24 protein-coding genes are annotated in these 22,563 nt (G+C 34.0%); 2 read left to right on the plus strand and 22 right to left on the minus strand.

All coding sequences use genetic code 11. The annotated features are described in order from the left end of the window. Positions 1–146: 146 nt before the first annotated feature. Positions 147–455 carry a helix-turn-helix transcriptional regulator gene (locus tag CCC31_RS06670; RefSeq protein WP_290850467.1) on the minus strand — a complete coding sequence of 103 codons (309 nt, stop codon included), beginning with the start codon at positions 453–455 and terminating at the stop codon, positions 147–149. A gap of 353 nt (positions 456–808) precedes the next feature. Here CCC31_RS06670 and CCC31_RS06675 point away from each other — a divergent pair, with 353 nt between their 5' ends. Further along, on the plus strand, positions 809–1,321 hold the full coding sequence (locus CCC31_RS06675; protein ID WP_118564888.1) for a helix-turn-helix transcriptional regulator: 513 nt from the start codon (positions 809–811) through the stop codon (positions 1,319–1,321). After that, a complete protein-coding gene (locus tag CCC31_RS06680) occupies positions 1,318–2,568 on the plus strand; it encodes an MvaI/BcnI family restriction endonuclease (protein ID WP_290850470.1) in 1,251 nt (416 codons plus the stop codon). The genes CCC31_RS06675 and CCC31_RS06680 overlap by 4 nt, the downstream gene beginning before the upstream one ends. Before the next feature lie 60 nt (positions 2,569–2,628). Here CCC31_RS06680 and CCC31_RS06685 read toward each other — a convergent pair whose 3' ends face one another. From CCC31_RS06685 to CCC31_RS06785, 21 genes are all read right to left on the minus strand, one after another. Continuing rightward, entirely contained in the window at positions 2,629–3,948 is a 1,320-nt protein-coding gene (locus CCC31_RS06685) for a DNA cytosine methyltransferase (RefSeq protein ID WP_290850472.1), read from the minus strand. Positions 3,949–4,271: 323 nt separating this feature from the next. Beyond that, on the minus strand, positions 4,272–5,564 hold the full coding sequence (locus CCC31_RS06690; RefSeq protein ID WP_118564885.1) for a hypothetical protein: 1,293 nt from the start codon (positions 5,562–5,564) through the stop codon (positions 4,272–4,274). A gap of 38 nt (positions 5,565–5,602) precedes the next feature. Continuing rightward, a complete protein-coding gene (locus CCC31_RS06695) occupies positions 5,603–6,115 on the minus strand; it encodes a sigma-70 family RNA polymerase sigma factor (protein ID WP_290850475.1) in 513 nt (170 codons plus the stop codon). Positions 6,116–6,522: 407 nt separating this feature from the next. Further along, positions 6,523–7,161 carry a septation protein SpoVG family protein gene (locus CCC31_RS06700; protein WP_118564883.1) on the minus strand — a complete coding sequence of 213 codons (639 nt, stop codon included), beginning with the start codon at positions 7,159–7,161 and terminating at the stop codon, positions 6,523–6,525. 123 nt (positions 7,162–7,284) lie between these two features. After that, complete coding sequence (locus CCC31_RS06705; RefSeq protein ID WP_290850478.1) at positions 7,285–9,012, minus strand: NlpC/P60 family protein; 1,728 nt, start codon at positions 9,010–9,012, stop codon at positions 7,285–7,287. Positions 9,013–9,120: 108 nt separating this feature from the next. Next, on the minus strand, positions 9,121–9,633 hold the full coding sequence (locus CCC31_RS06710; protein ID WP_118564881.1) for an AAA family ATPase: 513 nt from the start codon (positions 9,631–9,633) through the stop codon (positions 9,121–9,123). 146 nt (positions 9,634–9,779) lie between these two features. Further along, positions 9,780–10,205 (minus strand): GNAT family N-acetyltransferase, encoded by a 426-nt coding sequence (locus tag CCC31_RS06715; protein WP_290850481.1) that lies wholly within the window; start codon positions 10,203–10,205, stop codon positions 9,780–9,782. Positions 10,206–10,251: 46 nt separating this feature from the next. Further along, on the minus strand, positions 10,252–10,782 hold the full coding sequence (locus CCC31_RS06720) for a GNAT family N-acetyltransferase (protein ID WP_118564879.1): 531 nt from the start codon (positions 10,780–10,782) through the stop codon (positions 10,252–10,254). Between the two features lie 38 nt (positions 10,783–10,820). Next, positions 10,821–11,348 carry a hypothetical protein gene (locus CCC31_RS06725; RefSeq protein WP_118564878.1) on the minus strand — a complete coding sequence of 176 codons (528 nt, stop codon included), beginning with the start codon at positions 11,346–11,348 and terminating at the stop codon, positions 10,821–10,823. A 118-nt stretch (positions 11,349–11,466) separates the two neighbouring features. Further along, on the minus strand, positions 11,467–13,827 hold the full coding sequence (locus tag CCC31_RS06730) for a VirB4-like conjugal transfer ATPase, CD1110 family (RefSeq protein ID WP_290850485.1): 2,361 nt from the start codon (positions 13,825–13,827) through the stop codon (positions 11,467–11,469). Between the two features lie 48 nt (positions 13,828–13,875). Beyond that, positions 13,876–14,268, minus strand: coding sequence for a PrgI family protein (locus CCC31_RS06735; RefSeq protein WP_290850487.1), 393 nt, complete (start codon positions 14,266–14,268; stop codon positions 13,876–13,878). Positions 14,269–14,283: 15 nt separating this feature from the next. Continuing rightward, the gene (locus CCC31_RS06740) at positions 14,284–15,126 is read right to left on the minus strand and encodes a hypothetical protein (protein ID WP_290850490.1); all 843 of its coding nucleotides are present in this window, start codon (positions 15,124–15,126) and stop codon (positions 14,284–14,286) included. Positions 15,127–15,225: 99 nt separating this feature from the next. Next, positions 15,226–15,489: a hypothetical protein gene (locus CCC31_RS06745; protein ID WP_243053216.1), complete on the minus strand. Its 264-nt coding sequence runs from the start codon at positions 15,487–15,489 to the stop codon at positions 15,226–15,228. Between the two features lie 68 nt (positions 15,490–15,557). After that, entirely contained in the window at positions 15,558–17,576 is a 2,019-nt protein-coding gene (locus tag CCC31_RS06750; protein WP_290850491.1) for a VirD4-like conjugal transfer protein, CD1115 family, read from the minus strand. A 4-nt stretch (positions 17,577–17,580) separates the two neighbouring features. Continuing rightward, positions 17,581–18,507, minus strand: coding sequence for a PcfB family protein (locus CCC31_RS06755; RefSeq protein WP_290850493.1), 927 nt, complete (start codon positions 18,505–18,507; stop codon positions 17,581–17,583). Then, the gene (locus CCC31_RS06760) at positions 18,507–18,848 is read right to left on the minus strand and encodes a hypothetical protein (protein WP_243053209.1); all 342 of its coding nucleotides are present in this window, start codon (positions 18,846–18,848) and stop codon (positions 18,507–18,509) included. The genes CCC31_RS06755 and CCC31_RS06760 overlap by 1 nt, the downstream gene beginning before the upstream one ends. Positions 18,849–18,898: 50 nt before the next feature. Beyond that, positions 18,899–20,326: a relaxase/mobilization nuclease domain-containing protein gene (locus CCC31_RS06765; protein WP_290850496.1), complete on the minus strand. Its 1,428-nt coding sequence runs from the start codon at positions 20,324–20,326 to the stop codon at positions 18,899–18,901. Further along, a complete protein-coding gene (gene mobC / locus CCC31_RS06770) occupies positions 20,298–20,645 on the minus strand; it encodes a plasmid mobilization relaxosome protein MobC (protein WP_290850498.1) in 348 nt (115 codons plus the stop codon). The genes CCC31_RS06765 and mobC overlap by 29 nt, the downstream gene beginning before the upstream one ends. Before the next feature lie 116 nt (positions 20,646–20,761). Next, complete coding sequence (locus CCC31_RS06775) at positions 20,762–21,310, minus strand: JAB domain-containing protein (RefSeq protein ID WP_290850499.1); 549 nt, start codon at positions 21,308–21,310, stop codon at positions 20,762–20,764. Next, positions 21,288–21,425, minus strand: coding sequence for a hypothetical protein (locus CCC31_RS06780; RefSeq protein ID WP_215724286.1), 138 nt, complete (start codon positions 21,423–21,425; stop codon positions 21,288–21,290). The genes CCC31_RS06775 and CCC31_RS06780 overlap by 23 nt, the downstream gene beginning before the upstream one ends. A 4-nt stretch (positions 21,426–21,429) precedes the next feature. Then, complete coding sequence (locus CCC31_RS06785; RefSeq protein WP_290850505.1) at positions 21,430–22,446, minus strand: DUF5688 family protein; 1,017 nt, start codon at positions 22,444–22,446, stop codon at positions 21,430–21,432. Positions 22,447–22,563 lie beyond the last annotated feature (117 nt).

A 22,563-nucleotide genomic window follows, 5' to 3' on the forward strand; every position in this document is an offset into this window, starting at 1 on the left:
AGATAATACGCTAGTATTCCGTAGCATCAAATCCAATGCCCTAGCTAAGCTGATCTCACACCCCTTTTAAGAATGTATCTAAACTATAGCGAAAATAATTTTGGTTTTCTATAGCGTATACGCCATATTTCGAAAATATGTTCGTCTTAAGAATTTTCCTTACTTTCAACTGTTGATACATAATATCTAATATTTCTCTTGAAAAATTCCTGCTCTCTTTCATTTTTGATTTGTTCTGCAGTTTTCCTTGTATATAATTCATCAACCGAAACCTGTAAATATTTAGCAATAGCAAATAATGTAACTGCAGACGGATCAGACTTACCGGTTTCTATCCTGCTAATAGTACTGGTTTCAACACCAATTGCATTAGCAAATTGAGTCTGGCTTATTCCATGTTTCTTACGAATAGCTGCTATATTATTTATATAATTGTTGTCTTTCATTTTAAGCATAATTATCGCTCCTATTATGTACAAATTACTATATTTATTAGTAAATCTAAGGGGTAAAATTGCCCCACTATTCAAATTATACATTATAGGTTGTACGATAAACGGGACTTATGAGATAAAAAATTCTCCTTTAATTGAAAAATTTAACGCAAAAAATTCTCATTCTCCTTAAATCTCTTTTTACAAAAAAGAGTTCTTTATTTTGCATATAAATGTACATTCAGACATGTCCACCATTTTGTATTTTTCTTATAAATAGTTACTATATGTTGTTTCCCTTTAAATTGATGGTTATAAGTCAAAACATTAAGGGTTAAATAAAATATAATAGCTATTAAGAAGGAGGTGATAAAGTGAACTGGGAATTTGATCCGTCGGAAATTTTATTAGTATTTGGTAGCAATATTAGGAAATCTCGTGAGATGAAAGGATACACTATCTCTGATTTGGCCACTTCAATAAATTATGATCGTAATTGCCTTTCAGCCTTAGAATACGGTGAACAAAACATTGAATATTTGACCGCTCTAAATCTTGCTCGAAAACTTAATGTATCTTTTCCTGCTTTGTTTTCAAGAAACTATCTCTCGGACTTAGGATACAATAGTTTAAATTTCTCCGGTAACTTTATTGAGGATGACTATCTCCTTGTCTTTATTGAGAATTTTCAAAAAATTATGAAAAGTAAACAACTTAGACAGATTGAAATATATGGAGCAACCGATATTCAGCCAGCACTGATAAGTAGATTAGTAAACCGAAAGGCACTTAATCCTACAATTAAAACTCTTTACGCTATGGCTTATACCATAGACGTAGAAATGTACAATTTATTTTTAAGAAGTTCAATTAAGGAGGATATATGATTTTTACACCTTACTCAGATGAATCTAATGTGATTAATATGATACAACGCATACGAAACGAGGATTATGCATTAATACGTATGACATATACTATGATCGATAAAAATAACCTAGATGCAAATGCTATTCTTAGAGATCTCCTATTTGACTGGGGTCTTGTAGATTATGACCAACTAGAACATGGTGGCAAATTTGGCATATCTTATAATGCTTTATTTATTCAGCACGGTAAAACAGACTTTATTAAACTAAAATTTTACAGAGTTGCTAACACTCGAGGTGATAGACGTTTTTCCATCGAAACCATAAAACGAAGGATGGAAAATGGTGAAATCAATGAAGGGGATCTTCTTTATATTTCTGTTTTCCAACGAGCAAATGATACACCTTTAATTTACATAATTAACTTAACGCACAATATTCCAAGTGAAAGTGATTTAATTAATGCCATCGGTATGGATGCAATTACTAAATTGTTCCATGACATCAAACCTCGTTTGCATGAGATTATTCATGGTGGCTTTTTTGATAACTCTAAAGGATATGGTCCAATTGCTCCAAAGGATGTTGGTGACACTTTAGAATATCTTCTTGGAATAAACACGAATAACCGTTCAGATGCAGATTATAACGGTCTAATAGAAGTCAAATCAAAAGGTGGTGGCAGAACTTTAGATACACTTTTTACTTTACGACCACACTTTGAAGGTACAAGGGTTGCAGCATACGAACCAATAGATAGAAACAGAGTTTCCGCTTTTGCCAGAATATACGGATATGATTCCGATTCTCACCCTGGATATAGTAGTCTCTACATAACAATTGGTTCAATGGATGCACCTCAAAATAACCAAGGATTCTATCTACATGTAAATGATGAAAACAGACAAGTTAACATTATATGGTGCGATCCAATTACAGGTAAACCTGAAATAGCTGCTTATTGGTCATTTGACGACTTAAAACAGCAGTTATATATGAAACATCCATCTACATTATGGGTAAAAGCAGAAAGTAGAGAAATTTCTGGAATGGTTCAATTCAAATATAACGAAATTGAATTTTCCAGAGCTCCTCAATTTACAACTTTCCTCTCCCTCATTAAAGCTGGCTTAATTACTTATGATTGGCGGGGATATACTACAAAAGAAGGTAAATATGTTGGGAAAAACCACGGCAATGCCTGGCGTATTAAACCATATGCGAAGCAAAATTTGTTCGGTGAAATTGAATTAGTAGAATTATAAGATGATTTATAATCCATAAAGAATGGGCAATCTGAAAACCAGATTGCCCATCTAACTTATCTACAAAACTCTCATTATTTCATTAGCTACAGCTCTAGCTAATAATGGTGGTACAGCATTACCTACCTGAGAATATTGTGGTACTTCCACACGTCTACGCAATCCACCTGTTGTCCTCTTTCCAAGGAACTCAAAACTATCATCAAACGATTGTAATCTTGCGAGTTCCCTTACAGAAAACGTTCTTGGTTCAAACGGTGAAATATAATCATCTGCTATAGTCATAACTGTTGCTGATGGCTTATTTCTATCCAACCTAGTTCTAATATTTTTCTTTGTTAAAAGAATATCTACATTCTCTCTGCTAACATTTCCTGCTCTAAATAATTCTATAACCTGTTCTTGCTCCAATCCCATCGCATTAACACAATGGTTAATAAGCGCCGGATAATTAGAAATATCTATCCCTTCACTCATTACACGATTTTTCAGTCCTGCACCATCTTCACCTTCTCTAAATAAAGCAAATCTTTCAGCAATAATTTGTTGATGTGCAGATATCTCATTATTATATACTATTCCATTACTATCAATTGTGTTCCCATTAACATCCGGTGTGCGACCTTCTCTTGAAGCAATTTGAAAATCTGTGTCTGTATCGTGCACCTGATTGCGAATATTTTCATTTCTTATTAAATCGCTTATTGCATCTGTAATTGTTAACGCTGTATCATCGTCATGCGTTGGTTCTGGATATACAGGTGGCACCATATCGTTTCTATATGCCATAACAATTACTCTATTTCTTCTCTGTGGCACTCCATAATGTGCCGCATTTAGAATTCTGGGTTGCAGAGTATGATATCCTATTAATTGAAATTCATTTATTAATATATTAGGAACTATTTCACCATCTGGATATCTATGACCTGTTACCCCTTCAAAACCATAGAACCTCGTATCCATAAATCCTGTAACATTTTCTAAAACTACATATCTTGGACGAACTTCATTAATTACTCTTAAATATTCTCTAAAAAGCATATTTCTTGGATCATTAGGATCTCTACGTCCCGCTCTACTAAATCCCTGACATGGTGGTCCTCCAAAAACTGCATCTATCTCAGGGACATCTCGATTTCTGAATATTTCCAGATTACCTATTTTTTCATTAATTAAATTTCCTGTCAATTCTCTTATATCACCACGATGAAAATAAGTATTTACACCTTGATGTAATCCCAACTGCTCATGTCTGTTCATATAGGTTCTTTGAACATCTGGATTTATGTCACTTGAGAAAAGGATGTGAAAACCTGCTTGAATAAGTCCCTCACTCATTCCACCAGCACCACAAAATAAATCTATTGCATATGGCATTATTATTTTCCTCCTTTTCCTAAATTTTAACATTTACCTTCAAAAATGTCCAGGGTTTTATCTTAAGTAGATTTTAGAACATATGTTCTGTTTTGTCAATTTGTTTTTTACTATTCGAAAAATTCCTGCTTAATTCTATCATATATTCTTTCTAAATTCTACAAAACAATTATACATATATTTTTCTCATAAATTAAAATTTACTCTTTCATACTGAATTTATTTTTGCATATTAACTGTTTATTTCTTTTATTCTATGATGTTCTTAAATATATTTAATTTCATAAATACCAAGAGGCTGCCCTTTAGAACAGCCTCTTTGATTATTTCATATTTCCTAAATCTGATATATCCACTATATATGCTTTTTTATCAAATGTAATTAACATCTTATTTTCTTTTCCCATCAAATACAAATTCATGTTCTCCCAACTTTTGACCGGAATATTTATTTTTAGCCATTCCTTTTTTTCAAGATTTATCAAATACATTATTCCATTTGAGCCGGTATTAAACATTGCATATTTTTCTGATGCACCAATAGGTTCAATTGTTTTTTCATTAGTTTTAATCTTAAATTTAGAGCCTTCAATTATATTTTCAATTGTCATTACTTTTTTGTCAAAAGAATAAGTATGGTTGAAGTTTATATCTGTTTGTGTGCTGAAAAATTCCTTCTCAACTTTTCCGTTTTTCAGATTTATTAAATATTTACTATAATATTCTGTTTTGTCTTTTGTAAACGGTTTACCCAAAGTTAATATATGGTAATCATCCACAAAACTTATTTCATCAACTGTTGCGTATCCGTTTATAAGATTTTTGTTGAATTTCTTTTCAGTTTTGCTGTCCAAATCAAATATTGCCCAATATCCTTTTGATCTGAAATTACAAAGAAGTGTTTTTCCATTTGGAGACATAACAAAATTACAAATCATTTTATCATTTGATATTTTCACAATCTCATTTGTATCCAAATCAATTTCTGCAATTGCTTCATTGACTACCTTACCCTTTTCTTCCTGATACAAGGCTGCATAAATTGTTCTTCCTTTCATAATCGGAAAAATTTCACTTACAGCACCTTTATAATTAAATCCACAAATTTCTTTATTTCTTATAACATAGTCAAAAGAAAACGCCTCATTATTATACTTTCCCTGAAATTTGTTAACCTGTTCGCTAAGAAGCTTATTGTTTTTTATGGAATATACATTTTTAACATTTTCAGAATCATCTTTGCTGTATTCCAATATGAAGGTTTCATTCCTTCCCACAACTTCCATGTTATCGCTTAATTTAATTTCTCCTTCTGGTGTTTTACATTCTTCTGTTTTTTCACTGTTTGTTGTAGTCTCCAGTTTGACTTCCTGCACCTTTTTAATTCCAAATACTCCCTGTAAAAATTCTCTAAAGGAATCAGATGTGCTTGCTCCAACAGTTATTCCTGTTGCGCAAACCACAACTATTGCCAAACTTACTGCTACCCATTTCATTTTTCTTATTTTTATAAACCTACCATTGCTCTCTTCACTTGACACATTGATTTGCTGGTTAAGCAATTCTTTTTTCCAATTTTCCGGAGTTTTAATTGTATCCAATTTTTTTAAATTCATATTTGCCTCCAATCTCCAATTTTTTTGGTTATAATCTCTTAAACCTGCTTTTCTAAAATTTTTGCAAGTTTTTCCCTACCTCGTTGTAATCTTGATTTCACAGTATTAACACTTAATTGAAGAATATCTGAAATTTCTTTTGTACTATATTCCTGATAATAATAAAGAACTAAAACTTCACGATATTTTAAAGATATTTTTCTCAACACCTTTACCAGAATTTCTGTGTCATTATCTAATTGTAGTCCATTAGTTGAATTATTCTGCATTCCTTCCAGCCTGTCCTTTTCTAAACCAACGGATACATTTCTGTTCCAAAAGGACTTATGATAATCGTTACACTCATTTCTAGCCACCTTAAGCAACCACGCTTTTAAATGTTCACTGTCATTAAATGTTTTTGAACTCTTATAAAGCTTGATAAATGTATTTTGAAAACAATCTTTAGCTGCTTCTTCATTTTGTGTCCATACCACACACATTCTTGTTATGTAATCAGAATATTTTTCTATAACTTCTTCATAGCTCATGCCGGCATATTCTTTATACATATAATTCCTCCCTTCTGATTTATTTGAAAGTTTTCTCTTTCTATATAGAACACGATTGTTTTCAAACGTTGGGTGCAAAATTTCAAATTTTTGTTTTTTGGTTTTGTTTTTAATTTAACACACTAAATTTCAAATATTTTTTCATAATGTAAAAATAAGGAAGCCACCATGCTTCCTTATCATCTCCCAATGTTTGCTGATTATAAAACTTTATTGTGATAGTAGATAATTCAACAAACTATGTATTTCTAATATTTCACAATGTATCTTTTTTCAGCCACATTGTATAATCTTTATATTTCACTGTCAAGATTTATTTTTCTCAATCATAACTATAGTTATTTTCTGATTATGTAACTTTGTAAAATATTCATTTTAAGCTTTTTGTGATTTACTGTTTTAAATTTTTATCTAAACGGCAACTTTTCATCTCCAAAGTCTCTTATAGGTTCAAATCCTCCAATCTCTTTTTTCTGCTCCTTTACCGCATTGCTCTTTTTTATAATTTCTCCATAAAGCTGCTCCCTGAACTCCTTTGTTACTGGATAGCATACTTCTGAATACTCTGTTTTTCCATCTTTACCTTCGGTGGTTTTTGTCGGCATTGCAACGAAACTACCTTTTTCACCTTCAATTACTCTGACACCATCTATTACAAAACACTTGTCTATGTAAATTTTTCCGATGCTTTCTATCTTTTCATTAAAATTGCATGGGTACATTGCCACTGAAACACTAACCTTATCTTTTCCAGATGTTATATTAAGTTCCTTCGCATTGCTTTCATATGCCTTTATGATGTTATCGTACAATTCCTTTCTAAACTCTGCTGTTGTTGGATAAAAGTAATTTTTGTAAACTGGATTTCCCTGTTCATCCTTTTTACTTGTTTTATATCCTGGCATTGCCACAAATGTTTCTCCATTTTTTGTTTCCCTGATTGTAATGTCTGTTAACTTAAAGCTTTCTTCAAATACCACTGAAACAAAAGCCTTTGTACTCCAATTTTCTTTTTCTAACTTGTTTACTTTTATACTATAATTCATAGCTAGTCTCCTTTCCTTAATTCCTTTTTCTTATTTTTATAAATATAATTTTTTAACCATGTATGGTTATGATATATTAAAGCCATCTGATTTAAGAGTTAGTGTTGCTATACCTTAGGGTTCTTATTTTCCTGATCTACATATCATCACCAATCCTCCATTATGATAATTACCCAAACATACTCCGTGTGCCTCATCCACAGCCTCAACCATTTTTCCGTTACCTACATAAATACCCACGTGGCTTATGTTTTTGTATCTTCCATTGGTTGTATAGCTATAAAATATCAGGTCTCCTGGCTGTATGTCCTTTTCCTTGACTGTTTTGTCCTTAAGTCCTTCTGCTTCCGCAGCTGCAGTTGTTGAACCATTAAATGATATGTCTACACCTGCTGATTTCCACCCATAGAATGCCAGTGAGCTACAGTCAAATGCTTTTCCACTGTTTCTTAAGCTCTGACTGTATGGATATCCAACCTTTGACAATACAAAGGATGCCACTGTCTTTTGTGTTGGATCTGTTATTTTGTCTGTTATGCTTGTTATCTCCTGTGCTGTAAGACTTCCCTGCAAGCCACTTAACTGACTTCCACCTGTCTGACCGCCTGACGGATTACTTGTAATGCAGGCACTCATCAGCTTATTAAGTGTTTCCTGTCTTTCCTCGTCAAACTGATACTCCACTGACATTTCCGTGTAGCTTTTTAATGTAATTCTCACTTCAAGGTACTTTTTCTTCTTTTTTCCCTTTTTCTCTGTTACCTTTTCTGTTGTGTACCTACACATGTCATCAAACACCGCCTTTAAATTCTGCTTGTTTGTTTCATTCATTTTTGTTGCCGTGTTTTCGTAACCGTATTTCACCATGTACACGCACATGATGTCATAGTAGTTTGATGGCTCGCTGTTCATTCCCTCGTAGTCCACATACACCTTTCTGCCCTCATCCGCATCCTTGTGTTCATCCACCAGTGTCTGTATTTCCTGATTAAATTCAGATACATACTGCGTTGTCACTGTCTGTATTGTATCTCCGCTTTCAAGTGGTGGAAGAAATATTGCAAATGGTGAATTGTAAAGAACTGCAATGATAGCGAACACAATTCCTGTTGCGACCATCACCACTATGAGAATCGGAACTACTAATGGTGCCAGTAGTGACATCACCTGCATAATTATGTATGCCACCTTGTTTTTTACAATGCTTCCTACGAGCTTAAACAGACTGTCATTTTGCTCCTCACCGGACTTTAGCTTGTCCATAAAATATTTCATCATTCTGCTCTTTTGCTCTGCCCTGTAAAATGTGTTTTCAATCTTCATTCCCACTGCTTCACCTGCAGCCATTCCTATTAAGGTTCCTTCAGGACCTGCCGCTGAACCAGCAACTGTAGTGCCGGTTTTTACTGCAAGTTTTGTACTTTCCTTTGTTGTATCCTTGACTACCTTTTTGGATGTTTTCTTTGCCACATTTCTTGATGTATTCTTGACTGACTTTTTGGCAAGTTCTTTACCTTTGGTCGATGCTTTCTTTCTGATTCTCTTGCCTGCCACTTCCTTTTGTAGTTTTGACGTGCTCACCTTTTTTCTAATTCGGTTACCTTCGCTTATCGCTCCCTTTACAGCTCTTATTGCAATGCCTGTTGCCTCAAATGCTCCATCAATGTTTTCACCACCCTCAACATTTTCAGTATTAGTTAATTCAGCCATTATTCCTGCTAAATTTACACTTCTTTTGGCTCTGGTTGTCATTGATTTGTTGTCAATTTTAGCTTCATTCTTTTTATGAATCTTTCCGGTCTTTTTCTTGTGTATTTCTGTCTTAACTTCTTGCTCCTTGTTTATTTTCATGTTGTCCTCCTTGATTTTGGGTAAAAAATAACGCCAGGCTAGCTTTATGCTAACTTGGCGTTTAGATATAATACTTTTAGTTTTCTATATAATTTGTAAATTGTTAAATTATTTAAACAGTTCCTTCAAAATAATATCTGCACATTCTTTGGGACTATGTATGCTAGTATCAACTCGCATTCTATATTTTATGCCCTTTGACATTATTTCATGTTGTTCTGCTGATTGCTCCGCATATCTATTCTCTCGTTCAATATTTCTTTGTTTGCATATATCTAAAGGACAATAAACTTCAATTATATCCAGTGGATTATCATTAAAAATTTCTAACATTTGCTTATAATGTGGTTTTATCTCATCTCTTTCGACTAAAATTCCATCAATTAGAACATTTTTACCCATATCGGAATATAATTTTGCTGTATGATACATCATTATTATCACTTCACTTAAATATTTCCAGTAATTCTCCCTTAAATATTTTTCTCCAATCATTTCTTCAAACAAATCATTTGCCACAACATAAAAGAATATATCGTCAGTATCCTGCAATGCCTCTACAATTGATGTTTTCCCTGAACTGGTTACTCCATTTAAGAAAATAATTTTTCCTTTCTCCATGACTTTTTTCCTTTCTTTCCAATATTTCTTATATTATCAATATAAAACTAACATTCTTTCTTATAAATTAACATTCCCTTGCCGTATGGATCGTCATCTGCATCAAATTCTTCTGAAACAAATGAATATGCATTCTTATCTAATACTCATACCGAAGCATTATTTCCATGCATAACACGACCATATAAAATCTTTACTTTAAAGGTTTCACATGCAAACCTTGTCATTCCTTGCACAAGTTCTGTTGCATAACCATTTCCACTATATTCTTTACAAATTGTATAACCGATTTCTACCTCATTTGGTTTTCCATCAACTTCATTTATGCCTGTATCTCCAATTAATTCTCCATTTTCCTTTAATTCTACAGCCAATACAAATGGTAAATGCTTTTCATTAACACACTCTGCATAAAACCTTATTGCTTCCCGTGCCTCTTGAATGTCTGCATAACTTTCGTTAGGTATCCATTTTTTAACTTCTTCTTCAAGATGATTTTCATATAATTTTTGTGCATCTTGTATTTCAAATCTTCTAATTTTCAAGTTTCTTGTTTCAAATATATATTCCATTATTTTTATTGTCCTCACTCAATTTATTTGTTATCATTTCCATTTCTTATTGCTTCACAAATTCATAAAACCTATACATGCATTCTTTTGAATCATCGTAATCCTTCCACATTTTCTTTTCACACAAATAAAAATCTGTCTTTTCCAATAGTTTCCATGAATTTATATTATCATCTCGAATAGTAGCAATAATTTTATTTATTTGATATTGCTTAAAGAAATATTCTATATATGCTTTCAAACTTTCCAAAGCATAACCCTTTCCTCTATATTCCTTTCCTAAAAAATATGTAACACCTGTTTGCTCAAAATCATTGTACCATGAACACCCAACCGAACCAATAATTCTATTGTCTTTCTTGAGACAAACTGTATATGCCAAATAATCATTTTCCGGGTTATCCCTTTTATCATATTCAACGGCTTCTTCTATCCAATCTTCAATCCATTCAGAACAATTACAATCAAATCCTATTGCTTCCAAGCTACCATCTTGTGCCATCTCTGCAAAACTCTTCTCATCTCCGTACTGAATAGAACGAATTACTAATCTATCAGTTTCAATTTTCAATTTCATCACTCCCTCTAACGATAAACCGCTCTGGCAAATTAATGCTATAGCGATAAAATAATCTTTTTTATTTCGTCAACCTTTTCAGATAATTCTTTTGTCCCATCTATTACATAATCAGATGACGGCAAAATATCTTTTAACATTTGAACATAAGCAATTCTGGCATACTTTAGGTATGTCTCCATCTCTTGTCTAATCTCCTCACCTGTAGCGTTTTTCATGTCTCGCAAAACCTTTCTTGCCATTGCAATGTCTAATGGGGTATCTATGAAAATCGCACAATCAATATAGTTTCTTAAGGCTTTGTGACAGTATGCAAAAGGATAATCTAGCAATAGATATTCACAATCTGAATTTTTTATATCAATAACATCTTCTACCAATGGACTCAAATTCCATACATTATAATCTGCTCCTTGTTTCGTCCATTCATAAAAATTATCAACTTCACCTTCAAAAGAATAATCGTCAAAATACAAAGCTTTCGTATTTGCGATTTGATTCTTCAGTTCATTAACTATAGTTGTTTTTCCACCTGCTGTCACAGCAGCAATTGCTATTACTTTCATTTTACCCTCCTAAGATATGAGTGCAAATTTATGTTGCACTCATTTACATTCTAACCTACACAATTCTACCACACCGCCCATCTCCCAGCAATTATATTTTATCTACTCTCTAATAGATTTACTCATCCTTTTTGCGATTTTCCATCTTCTCATACAGATTAGTGTTATACAGTCTGTACAACTCGCTGTCCTTGTCAATCACATTGTCAAACGGTACCATTCTGCTTCCGCATTTTATAAGCCCGCATCCTGACGGTGAATCTATCACATAGTTAAGCTGCTCTTCTGATATTTCCAGAGACTCCACTATCTTTTCAATGTCCTTACTTGACTGATTTAATAACAATATGAATGCAGAGTTTGAAAGCATTGTTGTGCTTGTCTCACTCATAAGAAGGTCAACTATGTTCTGTGTGATTCCTGTACAAAGTCCTCCCTGCTTTCTTACCTTTTTCCACATCTGGCGGAGATATTCTGCACTGAACGGTGAATTTAAAAGAACATGCACCTCATCAATGTAAAACCATGTTGCTATTCCCCTTTCCCCGTTGTCGATTATCTTCTGCTGTATTGTTTCCATCATTACAAGCATTGCAAGTGGGGCAAGGGATTCTCCAAGGTCTCTTATTCCATACACAATAAATCTGTTGTTTACATTTATGTTTGTCTGATGGTTAAAGATGTTTAGTGCTCCGGTAACAAATATTTCAAGTCCAAGTGCCACGTCTCTTGCTTCCTTGTCTTCCTGTTCAAGAAGTCTGTTGTACAAGTCTTCCATTGTGGGAACGTATTTTTCCCTGCTTCTTGCAATGTCCATGTACAAATCCTTTACGCATCTTGAAATGATTGAACGCTGTTGTGGTGTTATTTCCTTCATTATCTGCTCGCAGATACTTAGCATGAACTGGCACTTGTCCCTTACCCAGCCCTTACTGTCCAATACATCAAGATTCCACACATCCATGTCCATGGGATTAATATAGTTCCTTGTGTTTGTTGAAATGTTTATGTAAGTTCCATTGTATTTTTCAGTGACATCCTCATATTCATTCATTGGATCCACTGCAATTACATTGTCATCTGTTGAAAGTAAAACCGAACCCATTTCCATCTTTGCCTGAAATGACTTTCCTGCACCTGACACACCAAATATGAATCCGTTGCCGTTTAAGAGTTTCTTTCTGTTGCCCACAATTATGTTTTTGGATATCTGGTTTACGCCATAGTAAATGCCGTTTCTGTCACAAAGTTCCTGCACGTTAAACGGCATCAGCACTGCAAGGCTCTGTGTAAGCATTGTTCTCATTGTCTCAATCTGTCTTACTCCTATGGGAAGTGTTGTGTTAACTGCTTCCCTCTGTTTGTACATGCATGTGTCAACAGCACATCCTGCTCCCTTTGCAATGGAGTCCACTGTCTCACAGATGCTTTCAAGTTCATTCCTGTCATCTGCCATGACAATCATTGTCACTGAAACATAGTAAAGGCTTTCATCATTTTCCCTTACGTTGTTCATTATCTCCTCAATGTCCTTTTTCTTCTGTCTTGTTGCATATGAAATGTCTGATGAGAAGTCATTGTTTCTGTTTCTTGTTCTCTGCTGTTTTATTATGTCTGACTCAATACCTAAATATTTTTTCTGCAGCATCTTCATTGTCAGATCCTTTGGCACCGGAACCACATCCACACTTGTAACCGAATGCACCGGCAGAAATGTCAGCTCCGTAAAAAATCTGTCAGACAGGTATGTGGGATATTTCTTTATGAAAAGAACCCTTCCAACCTTTCCCTCATCCTCAAAACAGTCTGAATGATATTTTATCCTTGTGTTGCAGATTTCATTTCTAAAGTCTGTTCCTGTAATTCTTCCCTGTCTTATGTCAAAGTTAAATTCATCCTCCCTTCCAAGTCTGTAATAGTCGTGAAGAATCTTTAACCTTTCATTTCCTGTAAGTGGTGTCAGCTTTGAACCAAGTTCGGCAAAACTTCTAAATATTGATGCCTCAATTGTTGCAAACTGAGCCTTTGCCTCCTCAAAGTTCTTTCTCTCAATTGTTATGGTAAGATATCTTTCCTGCTCAATTCCCTGTCTTCCCTCAAGTATCTTTTCCTCAATGATTCTGTTGTAGCTTTCCCTCATCTTATCGAATCCGTCATTTCTGTACTTAAGCATTACCTCATTTTTCAGCACATCCATGTCCTTGTTTTTATTGTTGACTGTTATCTTGAATGTACAGTCAAATGAATTAAGGCACCTGCAGTATCTCTGAAAGAAGCTTTCCTGTTCCTCCTCTGAACGTGTGGCATAATTGACATCACTGAATCTGTATGTCTTTGAATATTTTCCATCCGCCACCTCAAATATTCCGCTTTCCGAAATCTTTAGTATTTCTATTGTTTCCTGCACCGACTTTGGTGATTTGTAAAGTGGCTCTGATGCCTTCTTTATTTCAGAAAACCTGTCCTTAAATATGTTCATTCCTGTTCCTCCGTTTATTTTCCTGTGTTAAATTTTCCTTTATGTTTCTCATTTTCTGTTTTTGTTACTTCTCCTGTTTTTCCTTTTGTCTTCCTTTTTTCTCTGCCGTTCCTCTTCCATTCTCATTCTTTTTATGATTTTCTCACTTTCCTCTGAAATGTACGTAAGTGGTCTGTTCTTAAAAGCGAACCACAGTTTTCTTTTAAACATCTGTGTAAAACTCATTCCCTGATATGAATAAAATCCGTTTAATGCAAGTGGTGCCACCACGGGAATAGCAATGTATGCACTTCCCGTAAGCCCCATGTATCTGTATGTAAGAAGAACTATTGCGCCGCCGCATGCAACTGATGCGATGGAAAATATCAGCTGTCTTGCAGTAAGTCCCATCACCACTGACTCCTGATATTTTTCTATGTCCCTGTTAATTGATATGTTCATCTGTTCCTCCTGTTTCTATAATCCAAGTGCCTTACTTGTAAGATTCTGTGCTCCCTTCACTGCTCCGACTGTCATTGCCACGCTGAATGTAAGTTCACACATGTACATCAGTGCCTTGGTCCAGTCCGCGTAATCACTTGTAAATGTAGGAAGTCCTGCATTTAAAAATGCATTGCAGACTATTATTGCAAGTGCCATTGTCACAGCTTCCAGCACTATTGACAGAAAGTACTTTGCATAACTCACTGCCGAGTGACTTACCACTCGGTTTCCGCTTACTGTTGAAAACGCAAGTGCACCAAAGGGTACAATCACAAGTATTTTTAAGAATCTGAAATACACGGTGTATATAAGCATGAAACCGCAGAAGATGATTACAAGTGCAATGATTACTGCAAGTATCATCATTAAAAGGCTTTCTCCGAATCCAAGGTCCTTTATGATTGTCTGCTGTTCATCTGGTATCTTTAGCTTGGTTGTTGTTCCCTGTGTCATGAGCCCCACCAGATTTCCTGCTGATGAAAAGAATGCCTTCATTATTGTCACGTTGTTTGCAACAAGCCATTCTGCTATTCCTATTCTCATTAACATCCTTAGTATGGTTTCAAATCTTACCTCTTCCTTTACGTCAATGCTCTCCGAACAGAAACCTATTACAAAGAACAGAACCACCAGTGACGAACCAACCGCCACAAATATGGGTTCAAGGTTTGCCACCACTGCCCATGGGCCTCCGTTCTTGAAACTTACCGGGGATTGCCCCAGCAGTTCAAAAACAAGAGACACCTTGTCATTCCAGAAATCAACAACCGTCTGCAAAAGATCAAGGATTACACCGCCTAAGCTAAATATGTCCATAATCTCTTACCTCCCTTCGGTAACGCCCCCTCGCTTTGCTCGTCGGCAAGTCGGTCGGTGCGTTCCAAAATATTCACTTCGTTCATGTTGCACCTCCCTCTAGAATCCTAATATTCCAAGTACTGATGAAATGCCTGCCATCATTACTCCTGCAACAATTCCCTTAAGTGCCGAGTTCATTGTTGATGAATCAGCTGCCTGATATGCCTGTGCAAACTCCATTACATTTTTTGCAAGAATGATTACGCCGATTGCCCCAATGATTGCAAGCACCAGTGTCTTTAAGTTATCAAGTGGTTTTGTAACTGAACTTGCATCTCCCGCAGCAAGTACGTTATTTACCTGAAATACTGTCATATACATTGCCCCAATTAAACAGTTTTTTATGTTTCCAATATTTTTCTTAAATCTCTTCATATCTGATTTTCTCCTTATCTGCTTTGATATTTTTCTAGTTTCTCTTTCATTTCCTCAATGGATGTTTCTGGTTTTAAATATTCAAGCAAATACTCCAAATCCATTTTTATTGCTAATGCCTTTTTTGCTTCGTCCATTTGCTCTGCTGAAAAATCCATTGTACATAGTCTTGTTGTAAGCTCCTCTCTTAAGTCTTCATCTGTTGGTTTTGTCTCCATCTGAAACTCACTCTCCTGTAATGCTGCAATCTCTTGTGGAGTCAAATCAATAATGTTAACTTTTTCTCCTGACTTCTCAACTTCTTTGATTTCTCTTTCACTGTAAATTTTTAATCCATCCTTAATTTTGTTACTTTTCCTAATATTGTGTGTATAAGGCTTTGCCCCTCCATCTTCTGTTTGTTTAAAATTCTTATGGTCAAAAGGCCAATATTTTTCATCAAATATAGGATTAAATCCCTTTATGAAAATAAGGCAATTTTTGTTATCCATATTTCTTACTTCATCAGGATTCATAAGGGATCTGCCAAGCACATCATAATTTCTTGATGCCGAACCATGTACACCTCTTGTTTCACCTGTTGACCTTTTGTCTATAGTGCCTTTACCAAGTAACTCAGATATATATTCATGGGTAGACTTTTCATTTCCACCAAGATATACAAGGGTGTCACAGTTACCTGTAATTGTTTCCCAGGTTTCTTTAAACAGTGCCTTTATTTGTGCCAAATTCTGAATAATGATAATTGCGCTGATTCTTCTACTTCTCATAGTTGACAATAACGAACAAAAGTCATCAGGTAACGCCACATTGGCAAACTCGTCCAACATAAGTGTGACATCAAGTGGAAGTTTTCCTCCAAACTTAAAGTCAGCCTGATAATAAAGTTCCTGAAATAGCTGTGTATAAAGCATCCCAACCAAAAAGTTGTATGACTTGTCTGAATCGGGTATTACACAAAACAATGCTGTTCTTTTTTTCCTGTTTCGTTTTGTCCCTATTCCCAGTTCTTCAATATGAAGGTCATCCTTTGACAAAATTCTCAATATCTGCGGATTTTCTAATAATGCTAACCGTGAATTTGCTGAAATAATAATTGACCTTACAGTATCTCCTGCACCTCTTACCACTTTCATATACTGCCTATATGCCGGATGATGTTCACCAAGTGAACTTGTATCTACAAGTTTTTTCATTCGTATAGTTAGTTTTGAATCCTTCTTGTCATTAACCTCTGCCTCTGACAGCAACTTTAAAACCGATTGAAAGTTCTTTTGGTTTGATGGCATCTCAAGCCATACATAATAAAACAACGCCTGAAGTAACATCCCCTCCGCATGTTCCCAAAATGGGTCTGTAGGGGCTGATTCCTTTGGCGTTGTATTACTAATTAAATTTGTGACCAGCTTTATCACATCATTTTCTGTTCTTATATAATTGAATGGATTGTAGCAATCCGACTTAGCCATATCTATCAAGTTAAGTACTTTTACGTTATATCCGTTTTTCTTCAACATACCACCAGTTGCTCTGAGCAGCTCGCCCTTTGGATCTGTTGCGATAAACGAACCCTTTGGTAACATTTGCATTATGTTTGGCTTTACAATATAAAATGTTTTACCTGCACCTGAACCACCGATTACAAGCATATTGTTGTTTAGCTTTGTAACTTTAGTATCTGTACTCATCCTTACGTGCTTGCTAAGTATTCTGTTCTTCTCATCAGATTTATCACTTATAGATTTATTTACCTGATCTATGTTTGCGAAACTTGCAGTACCATACTCTTTTCCATGCATAAAATTTCTTCTGCTTGTAATATACAAAAGTACTGCCATTGAATAAATAAGTGTTCCGACTATCATAGCCTTTAAACTATGTTCAGTCCAATAATTTTTAAATGGATGATCTAATGCATCATTTACCTTGTTAAGTAAAGTTATTACATCCATTCCTTCTTTCCATACACCACTTATAATGTATGAAATAAATAAGACAAAAAGTTCTCCTACAATAAGAAAAGGAACTAACATCTTGTTATTTCTTTTTTGCAATAGGCTTACTTTCCCTTTCCTGATGTTTCTTCACTTTTTCCTTTTTCTGTCTTTCTTTGTCCCTTTGCTTATTCGCTCTCTTTCTTATCTCTTCTCCAACTTTGTCATAATAGTTGTCCCTTAATTCCTCACCACGCATTTTTCCTGCCGGTTTCTTATTTTTATCAAGAAGTTCATATTCCTGATTTTTGTTTAAAAATGTAAGAAATGTCTTTCCTCCATTTATTGTTATTATGTCTTCCTTTTTTATAGTAAGATATTTAACATTTTCTCCAAACGTTCCCGGTACTCTTGTTATGAATAAATCTCTTTTTTCACTTTCAACAAGATTCTTTGAAATTGTAATATCTGTTTTTTCAAGGTCATTAATATTCTCGTTATACTTAATATTCTTTTCTGCATTTACAATTTCTTTTTTTCTTTCTGCTGTAACAGATACTGGTGCTTCCGGTAATAATTTTTTCTTCTTAAGATAGTCCATTGTATTCTTGCAGTTTCCATCTCCATTTCTTACATATTCTGCAATATCTTCAAGCTTGCCATTACCTAGTTTTTCTATCAATGCATTTACCCTTGGAGTTGCCTCCACCGGAAAGATAAATTCTTTCATACCATCACCTTTGTTTATATCCGGCATTTTTGAATACAAAATTCCATATTTCCCTGCCAGTTTTTCAAATTCCTTTACGTCTTTTTCTTTTATTTGAAGTACCTGAAGATTACCACTATTTTTAAGCATCTTTTTAAGACTTGTTTTTCCTTGTGTTTTCTCATGATTTAAAAGTCCAACAATGAATATTGTTAGATTTTTTGCCTCTCTTATTGAGGAACCTGTTACATCTAATCCTAACTTTATACCATCATATCCAAACCTTAACATTTGTATTGCTTCCATAATTTCATCTGCCATTAACATTTCACCTCTTTCTGATTCATCTTATTAACATTTATAGCAATGTCTATTATCACAGACATTCTACTAGCATCTTTTTTACTATTTATAATAGAATTAAGTTGCTTGTCTGAAAGACCACTTTTGATTGCTCTATTAATTTGCTTTAATTGTGCAACAGTAAGTTCTCCTGCTGACAATTTTCTTACAAGACTGTCATTGTATTTCTTTGATAAAAATACCTTTTTTAATAATCCAAATTTTTTCTTGGGTACCTCCGTTTTTTCAATCCTTAATCTTTCAGATTTCTTTCTCTCGTTCTGTGCATTCTTATATGCACATTCAAACTCCTGTCCCATCTTTTCCTCCATTCACACTTTACGACATTATGTCGGGAAGTTATTTTCTTTTACTTTGCGACATCGTGTCGTGAAGTTATTTTTTCCTGCTTTGCGACATCATGTCGTAAAGTTTCTTTCTGTTCTCTGTATCTAATGTCTTTTAAGATTCCGTAAGATATTCTCATATCTTTTTTTAATTTCTTAATTGTTCTATTGCATTCATCAATTAACGATTGATAGTATGCCTCTAACTTTTCCGCTTCCTTGTAAGTAAGTTCTTTGCATTTTAAAATTTTTCTTGCCTCTTCTACAAGATTATTTTGTTTTTCAAACGTTTTATCTCCCAGCTTATAAAATGCTGCTGCCTGCTTTTCTTTCTTAATCGTTCTTACTGCTTTGAAGATTTCTTTATGCTTACTATTTTCCTCTATCAAAATCTTTTTTGCCTTATTGGTTGTCTGAATCTTAGCCTTTATTAACTCCTGCGCTTTTTCTAAATCCTCCATAGTCTCTATGTCATAATTTGAAAGAAATATATATTGTTTCTGCAATATATTCAACTTCTTAATGTCATCCTTATATTTATAGTTATTAGAATATGAACGCTTCTTAATCTTTTTTAATTTATAAAGTATGGCAAAATACTGTTTCTGCAATCCTGTAAGTCTTTTCTTTCTAATATGTCCTCTGTAACTTTTAATTCTTAGTCCTTTTGGCATATCAATAGATTTGTATCCAGCTATACTTTTCTGTGATATTCTTTTTCTGATTATTTCCTCCGAATAGTTTTCTCCCAGAGTTTTAAGCCTTCTAAACCTCTCCATTCTCTTAGGCTTCACAGAAATGTACTTGCCATACTTTATTGTATAATCCTTTTCTTCCATCATCTGTATAAACATATCAAAATCTTTTGCCACAATAATGCATTCATCAACATCTTTTTTTATCTGCTCATTCCAAACAAACGGACCATTTTTAGAAACATCCCATTCCTTTTCATCATCTTTAGCTTTATTTTGTTCTAGTGTATGAAGTCCATATTTCTCACAAATTTCATCTACTAACGGCTGAATGTGTCTTTCCCAGTCTCCCTTTTCGTATCTGTATTTGTAACCATCTGTAAATCTCACGCTGTTCCAGATGATGTGACCATGAATGTGGTTGGTATCATTATGTACTGAATAAACAGCCTCATAATTATCTGCCAAATACCTGTTAACAAACTCTTTTATTATTTCAAATGCTGTCTCAGGATTTGTTTCTCCCTCTTCAAATGAGATAATAAGATGATATGCCTGTCTCTTATCAGTTTTGCCGTATATCTCCTTGGTAGTTCGCATACATTCATATGCATTTTCCACCATGCAATTAACAGCTCCCACATAAAGTCCATTCATAGTCTTTTCACTTTTTGTAATGTAATTTAATCCGGTTTTTAAATGATAAGTTTCCGAATTCATATGTGGATTAATATGAAGAATTTTGCTTATAGCCATTCTGTTTTAAAAGACTTTCTACTTTTTCGTTTAAAATTCTCATATATTCCATTAATCTTGCCTTATCAATTTCAGAATACAATTTACTGTTATTGTTTTTTACAACCTGATTAATATTATGACCTATGTAGTTGATTTCATTTGCCAGCTTATAAATTGCTTTTATAAATTCAGGATCCATATTCTTATCAAGCTTTGCAACATATCTTACATAAGTTGAAAAATTCATGTTTTTCTTTTTAGCTTCCTTCATAATTTTTCTGCATTCATTTTCTGTAAGACGTACACGCTTTGTAATATCCTTGTTGTTCTTTTTCAATACAATCACCTTCTTCATTTTTTGTATTATTAGCTAGACAGGTAGCGGGTATGTATATTGCAAGATACGCATTTGTAGCTACAAATGCATTCTTTTTAGGAGGTATCCTAAAACCTCTACCTAGCTAATTTGTTATTTTTCTCTGTCAGCTGATTTAAATTAGGCTCTTTAAATTTTAAGAATTCCAGGCTAACCTCATAATTTACACTTTTGTTAAACTTAACAACTTCCTTCATTTTCATACTGAAAAATTCATCTCTGTTGGAACCTACAATAATGTGGTCCAAAAGTGGAATTCCTATCATGTCACAAGTATCAATTAGTTTCGAAGTTGTTTTTATATCTTCTGTTGAAGGAGTTAAAATTCCTGTTGGGTGATTATGCAGAATCATTATGTTTGTTGCATTTGAAAGTATTGCTGATTTTAATATATCCCTTGGAACAGCCAATGACTGATTGACTGTTCCAACACTTACCACATTAAAATTAATTGGTTGCAATTTTGAATTAAAATTAACAACACAAAGCACTTCTCTATCCATATTTCTAATAAAATCACCTACAATTTTTGCTGCCTTTTTAGGCGTATCAAGTTGTTCATCTGATACAAGTGGTGCATCATTTATCAACCTAATAGATACTTTATTCAACTTTGTTTTTTCCATGTTTTATCACCTCAACGCTTATATATACTTCCTCATCTTCCCTTAAGCCTTGTAATGTGTTCTTAATTATTTCAATCACATCTTCAATTTCTTTAACTTCAATTTTTTTATCCATTTTTCTACCTAGCCTTTCCCTCTTCAATTTCCGGTGCTTTTTCCTTAATGTCATCAGAGATTGTTCTTTCAAATTTGTTTGTTGCAAGTCTTAATGTTCTTGCTTCTTTATCATAGTGGTAAACCTGATTTGACAATCTGTCACTAAGGTCAACCTGATCCATATTGATTTCATAAACCATATCCGCAAGCTCATTGGCATCTCCAAACTTGTCACTAATAGCAATCACCTCGTGCGTAGATGATGGCAATATATAAAGGTCCGAATCAAGCTGCTGTGATAAATCATATAAATTTTCTTCATAAAGCATTGCTGCCGCTCCAAACAATTTTGACTTGTTTGTAATAACATACATTGATTTGTCATCCGGTGTTTCTGTCATCATATTTCTGAACTCTTCATCTTCCGGCATTAACTCACCATCTTCTCCAAAAATAATTTCACTTATAACCTCAGCCATATTTCTAACTTCTGACGGGAAAATCCTATTAGTGTTTTCCTTTGCAAGACCATATAATTCTTCTTCACTTTTTCCAATTTTCTCAGCAAATTCATTAGTCACTATGTTGGTATATAAACCATTACTGTCAACTCCTACATTCCAACGATATATAATTGCCAAATCTTCAAATTTCCTATGTGGAACATTTTCAAGAAGTTCTTTGTTCTGCTCTGCGTTTACTAATGTAAAAATAATATTTTTATCTACATTACTAAAATCTAATCCATTGTTTAATGGTGACTTTTCAAAGCCTTCAATAGCCTCCTTAAAAGTTTCGCTTAATGCTTCCATAACACCTTCAAAGTCACCTGTTTTTTCATAATTCTCAAAAATGCTCTGTAATGATATTGAAGGTGATGCAAAATCATTTCCCGGAAGATTTAACAATGACATCTGATCTACCTGCATATTAACCTTTGTTACTTCTCTAATAAATACTTCTGCGTCCTTGTATTCCTCTCCAAGATAATTTTTAAATTCATTCTGAACTTTCTGTTTGAATTCTTCGTAATTCATCATTTTGTCTTCCTCCTGCTAATATGAATTTTGCAAAAAGAAAAACGCCAATGAATGAACTTAACTCACTAAGTTCATTCTTGGCGTTTCCTAATTTGCTTATTAAATTGTTATGTATCA

Source organism: Eubacterium sp. LMAG:50 (genome assembly GCF_008680265.1).
GTDB classification, from domain to species: Bacteria; Bacillota; Clostridia; order Lachnospirales; family Lachnospiraceae; genus Eubacterium_U; species Eubacterium_U album.

What these genes read in the sequence shown, in the direction of transcription:
- CCC31_RS06670 (WP_290850467.1), bottom strand. Translation starts at nt 455, where the DNA reads ATGCTTAAAATGAAAGACAACAATTATATAAATAATATAGCAGCTATT.
- CCC31_RS06680 (WP_290850470.1), top strand. Translation starts at nt 1,318, where the DNA reads ATGATTTTTACACCTTACTCAGATGAATCTAATGTGATTAATATGATA.
- CCC31_RS06685 (WP_290850472.1), bottom strand. Translation starts at nt 3,948, where the DNA reads ATGCCATATGCAATAGATTTATTTTGTGGTGCTGGTGGAATGAGTGAG.
- CCC31_RS06690 (WP_118564885.1), bottom strand. Translation starts at nt 5,564, where the DNA reads ATGAATTTAAAAAAATTGGATACAATTAAAACTCCGGAAAATTGGAAA.
- CCC31_RS06695 (WP_290850475.1), bottom strand. Translation starts at nt 6,115, where the DNA reads ATGTATAAAGAATATGCCGGCATGAGCTATGAAGAAGTTATAGAAAAA.
- CCC31_RS06700 (WP_118564883.1), bottom strand. Translation starts at nt 7,161, where the DNA reads ATGAATTATAGTATAAAAGTAAACAAGTTAGAAAAAGAAAATTGGAGT.
- CCC31_RS06705 (WP_290850478.1), bottom strand. Translation starts at nt 9,012, where the DNA reads ATGAAAATAAACAAGGAGCAAGAAGTTAAGACAGAAATACACAAGAAA.
- CCC31_RS06710 (WP_118564881.1), bottom strand. Translation starts at nt 9,633, where the DNA reads ATGGAGAAAGGAAAAATTATTTTCTTAAATGGAGTAACCAGTTCAGGG.
- CCC31_RS06715 (WP_290850481.1), bottom strand. Translation starts at nt 10,205, where the DNA reads ATGGAATATATATTTGAAACAAGAAACTTGAAAATTAGAAGATTTGAA.
- CCC31_RS06720 (WP_118564879.1), bottom strand. Translation starts at nt 10,782, where the DNA reads ATGAAATTGAAAATTGAAACTGATAGATTAGTAATTCGTTCTATTCAG.
- CCC31_RS06725 (WP_118564878.1), bottom strand. Translation starts at nt 11,348, where the DNA reads ATGAAAGTAATAGCAATTGCTGCTGTGACAGCAGGTGGAAAAACAACT.
- CCC31_RS06730 (WP_290850485.1), bottom strand. Translation starts at nt 13,827, where the DNA reads ATGAACATATTTAAGGACAGGTTTTCTGAAATAAAGAAGGCATCAGAG.
- CCC31_RS06735 (WP_290850487.1), bottom strand. Translation starts at nt 14,268, where the DNA reads ATGAACATATCAATTAACAGGGACATAGAAAAATATCAGGAGTCAGTG.
- CCC31_RS06740 (WP_290850490.1), bottom strand. Translation starts at nt 15,126, where the DNA reads ATGGACATATTTAGCTTAGGCGGTGTAATCCTTGATCTTTTGCAGACG.
- CCC31_RS06745 (WP_243053216.1), bottom strand. Translation starts at nt 15,489, where the DNA reads ATGTATATGACAGTATTTCAGGTAAATAACGTACTTGCTGCGGGAGAT.
- CCC31_RS06750 (WP_290850491.1), bottom strand. Translation starts at nt 17,576, where the DNA reads ATGTTAGTTCCTTTTCTTATTGTAGGAGAACTTTTTGTCTTATTTATT.
- CCC31_RS06755 (WP_290850493.1), bottom strand. Translation starts at nt 18,507, where the DNA reads ATGGCAGATGAAATTATGGAAGCAATACAAATGTTAAGGTTTGGATAT.
- CCC31_RS06760 (WP_243053209.1), bottom strand. Translation starts at nt 18,848, where the DNA reads ATGGGACAGGAGTTTGAATGTGCATATAAGAATGCACAGAACGAGAGA.
- CCC31_RS06765 (WP_290850496.1), bottom strand. Translation starts at nt 20,326, where the DNA reads ATGGCTATAAGCAAAATTCTTCATATTAATCCACATATGAATTCGGAA.
- CCC31_RS06775 (WP_290850499.1), bottom strand. Translation starts at nt 21,310, where the DNA reads ATGGAAAAAACAAAGTTGAATAAAGTATCTATTAGGTTGATAAATGAT.
- CCC31_RS06780 (WP_215724286.1), bottom strand. Translation starts at nt 21,425, where the DNA reads ATGGATAAAAAAATTGAAGTTAAAGAAATTGAAGATGTGATTGAAATA.
- CCC31_RS06785 (WP_290850505.1), bottom strand. Translation starts at nt 22,446, where the DNA reads ATGATGAATTACGAAGAATTCAAACAGAAAGTTCAGAATGAATTTAAA.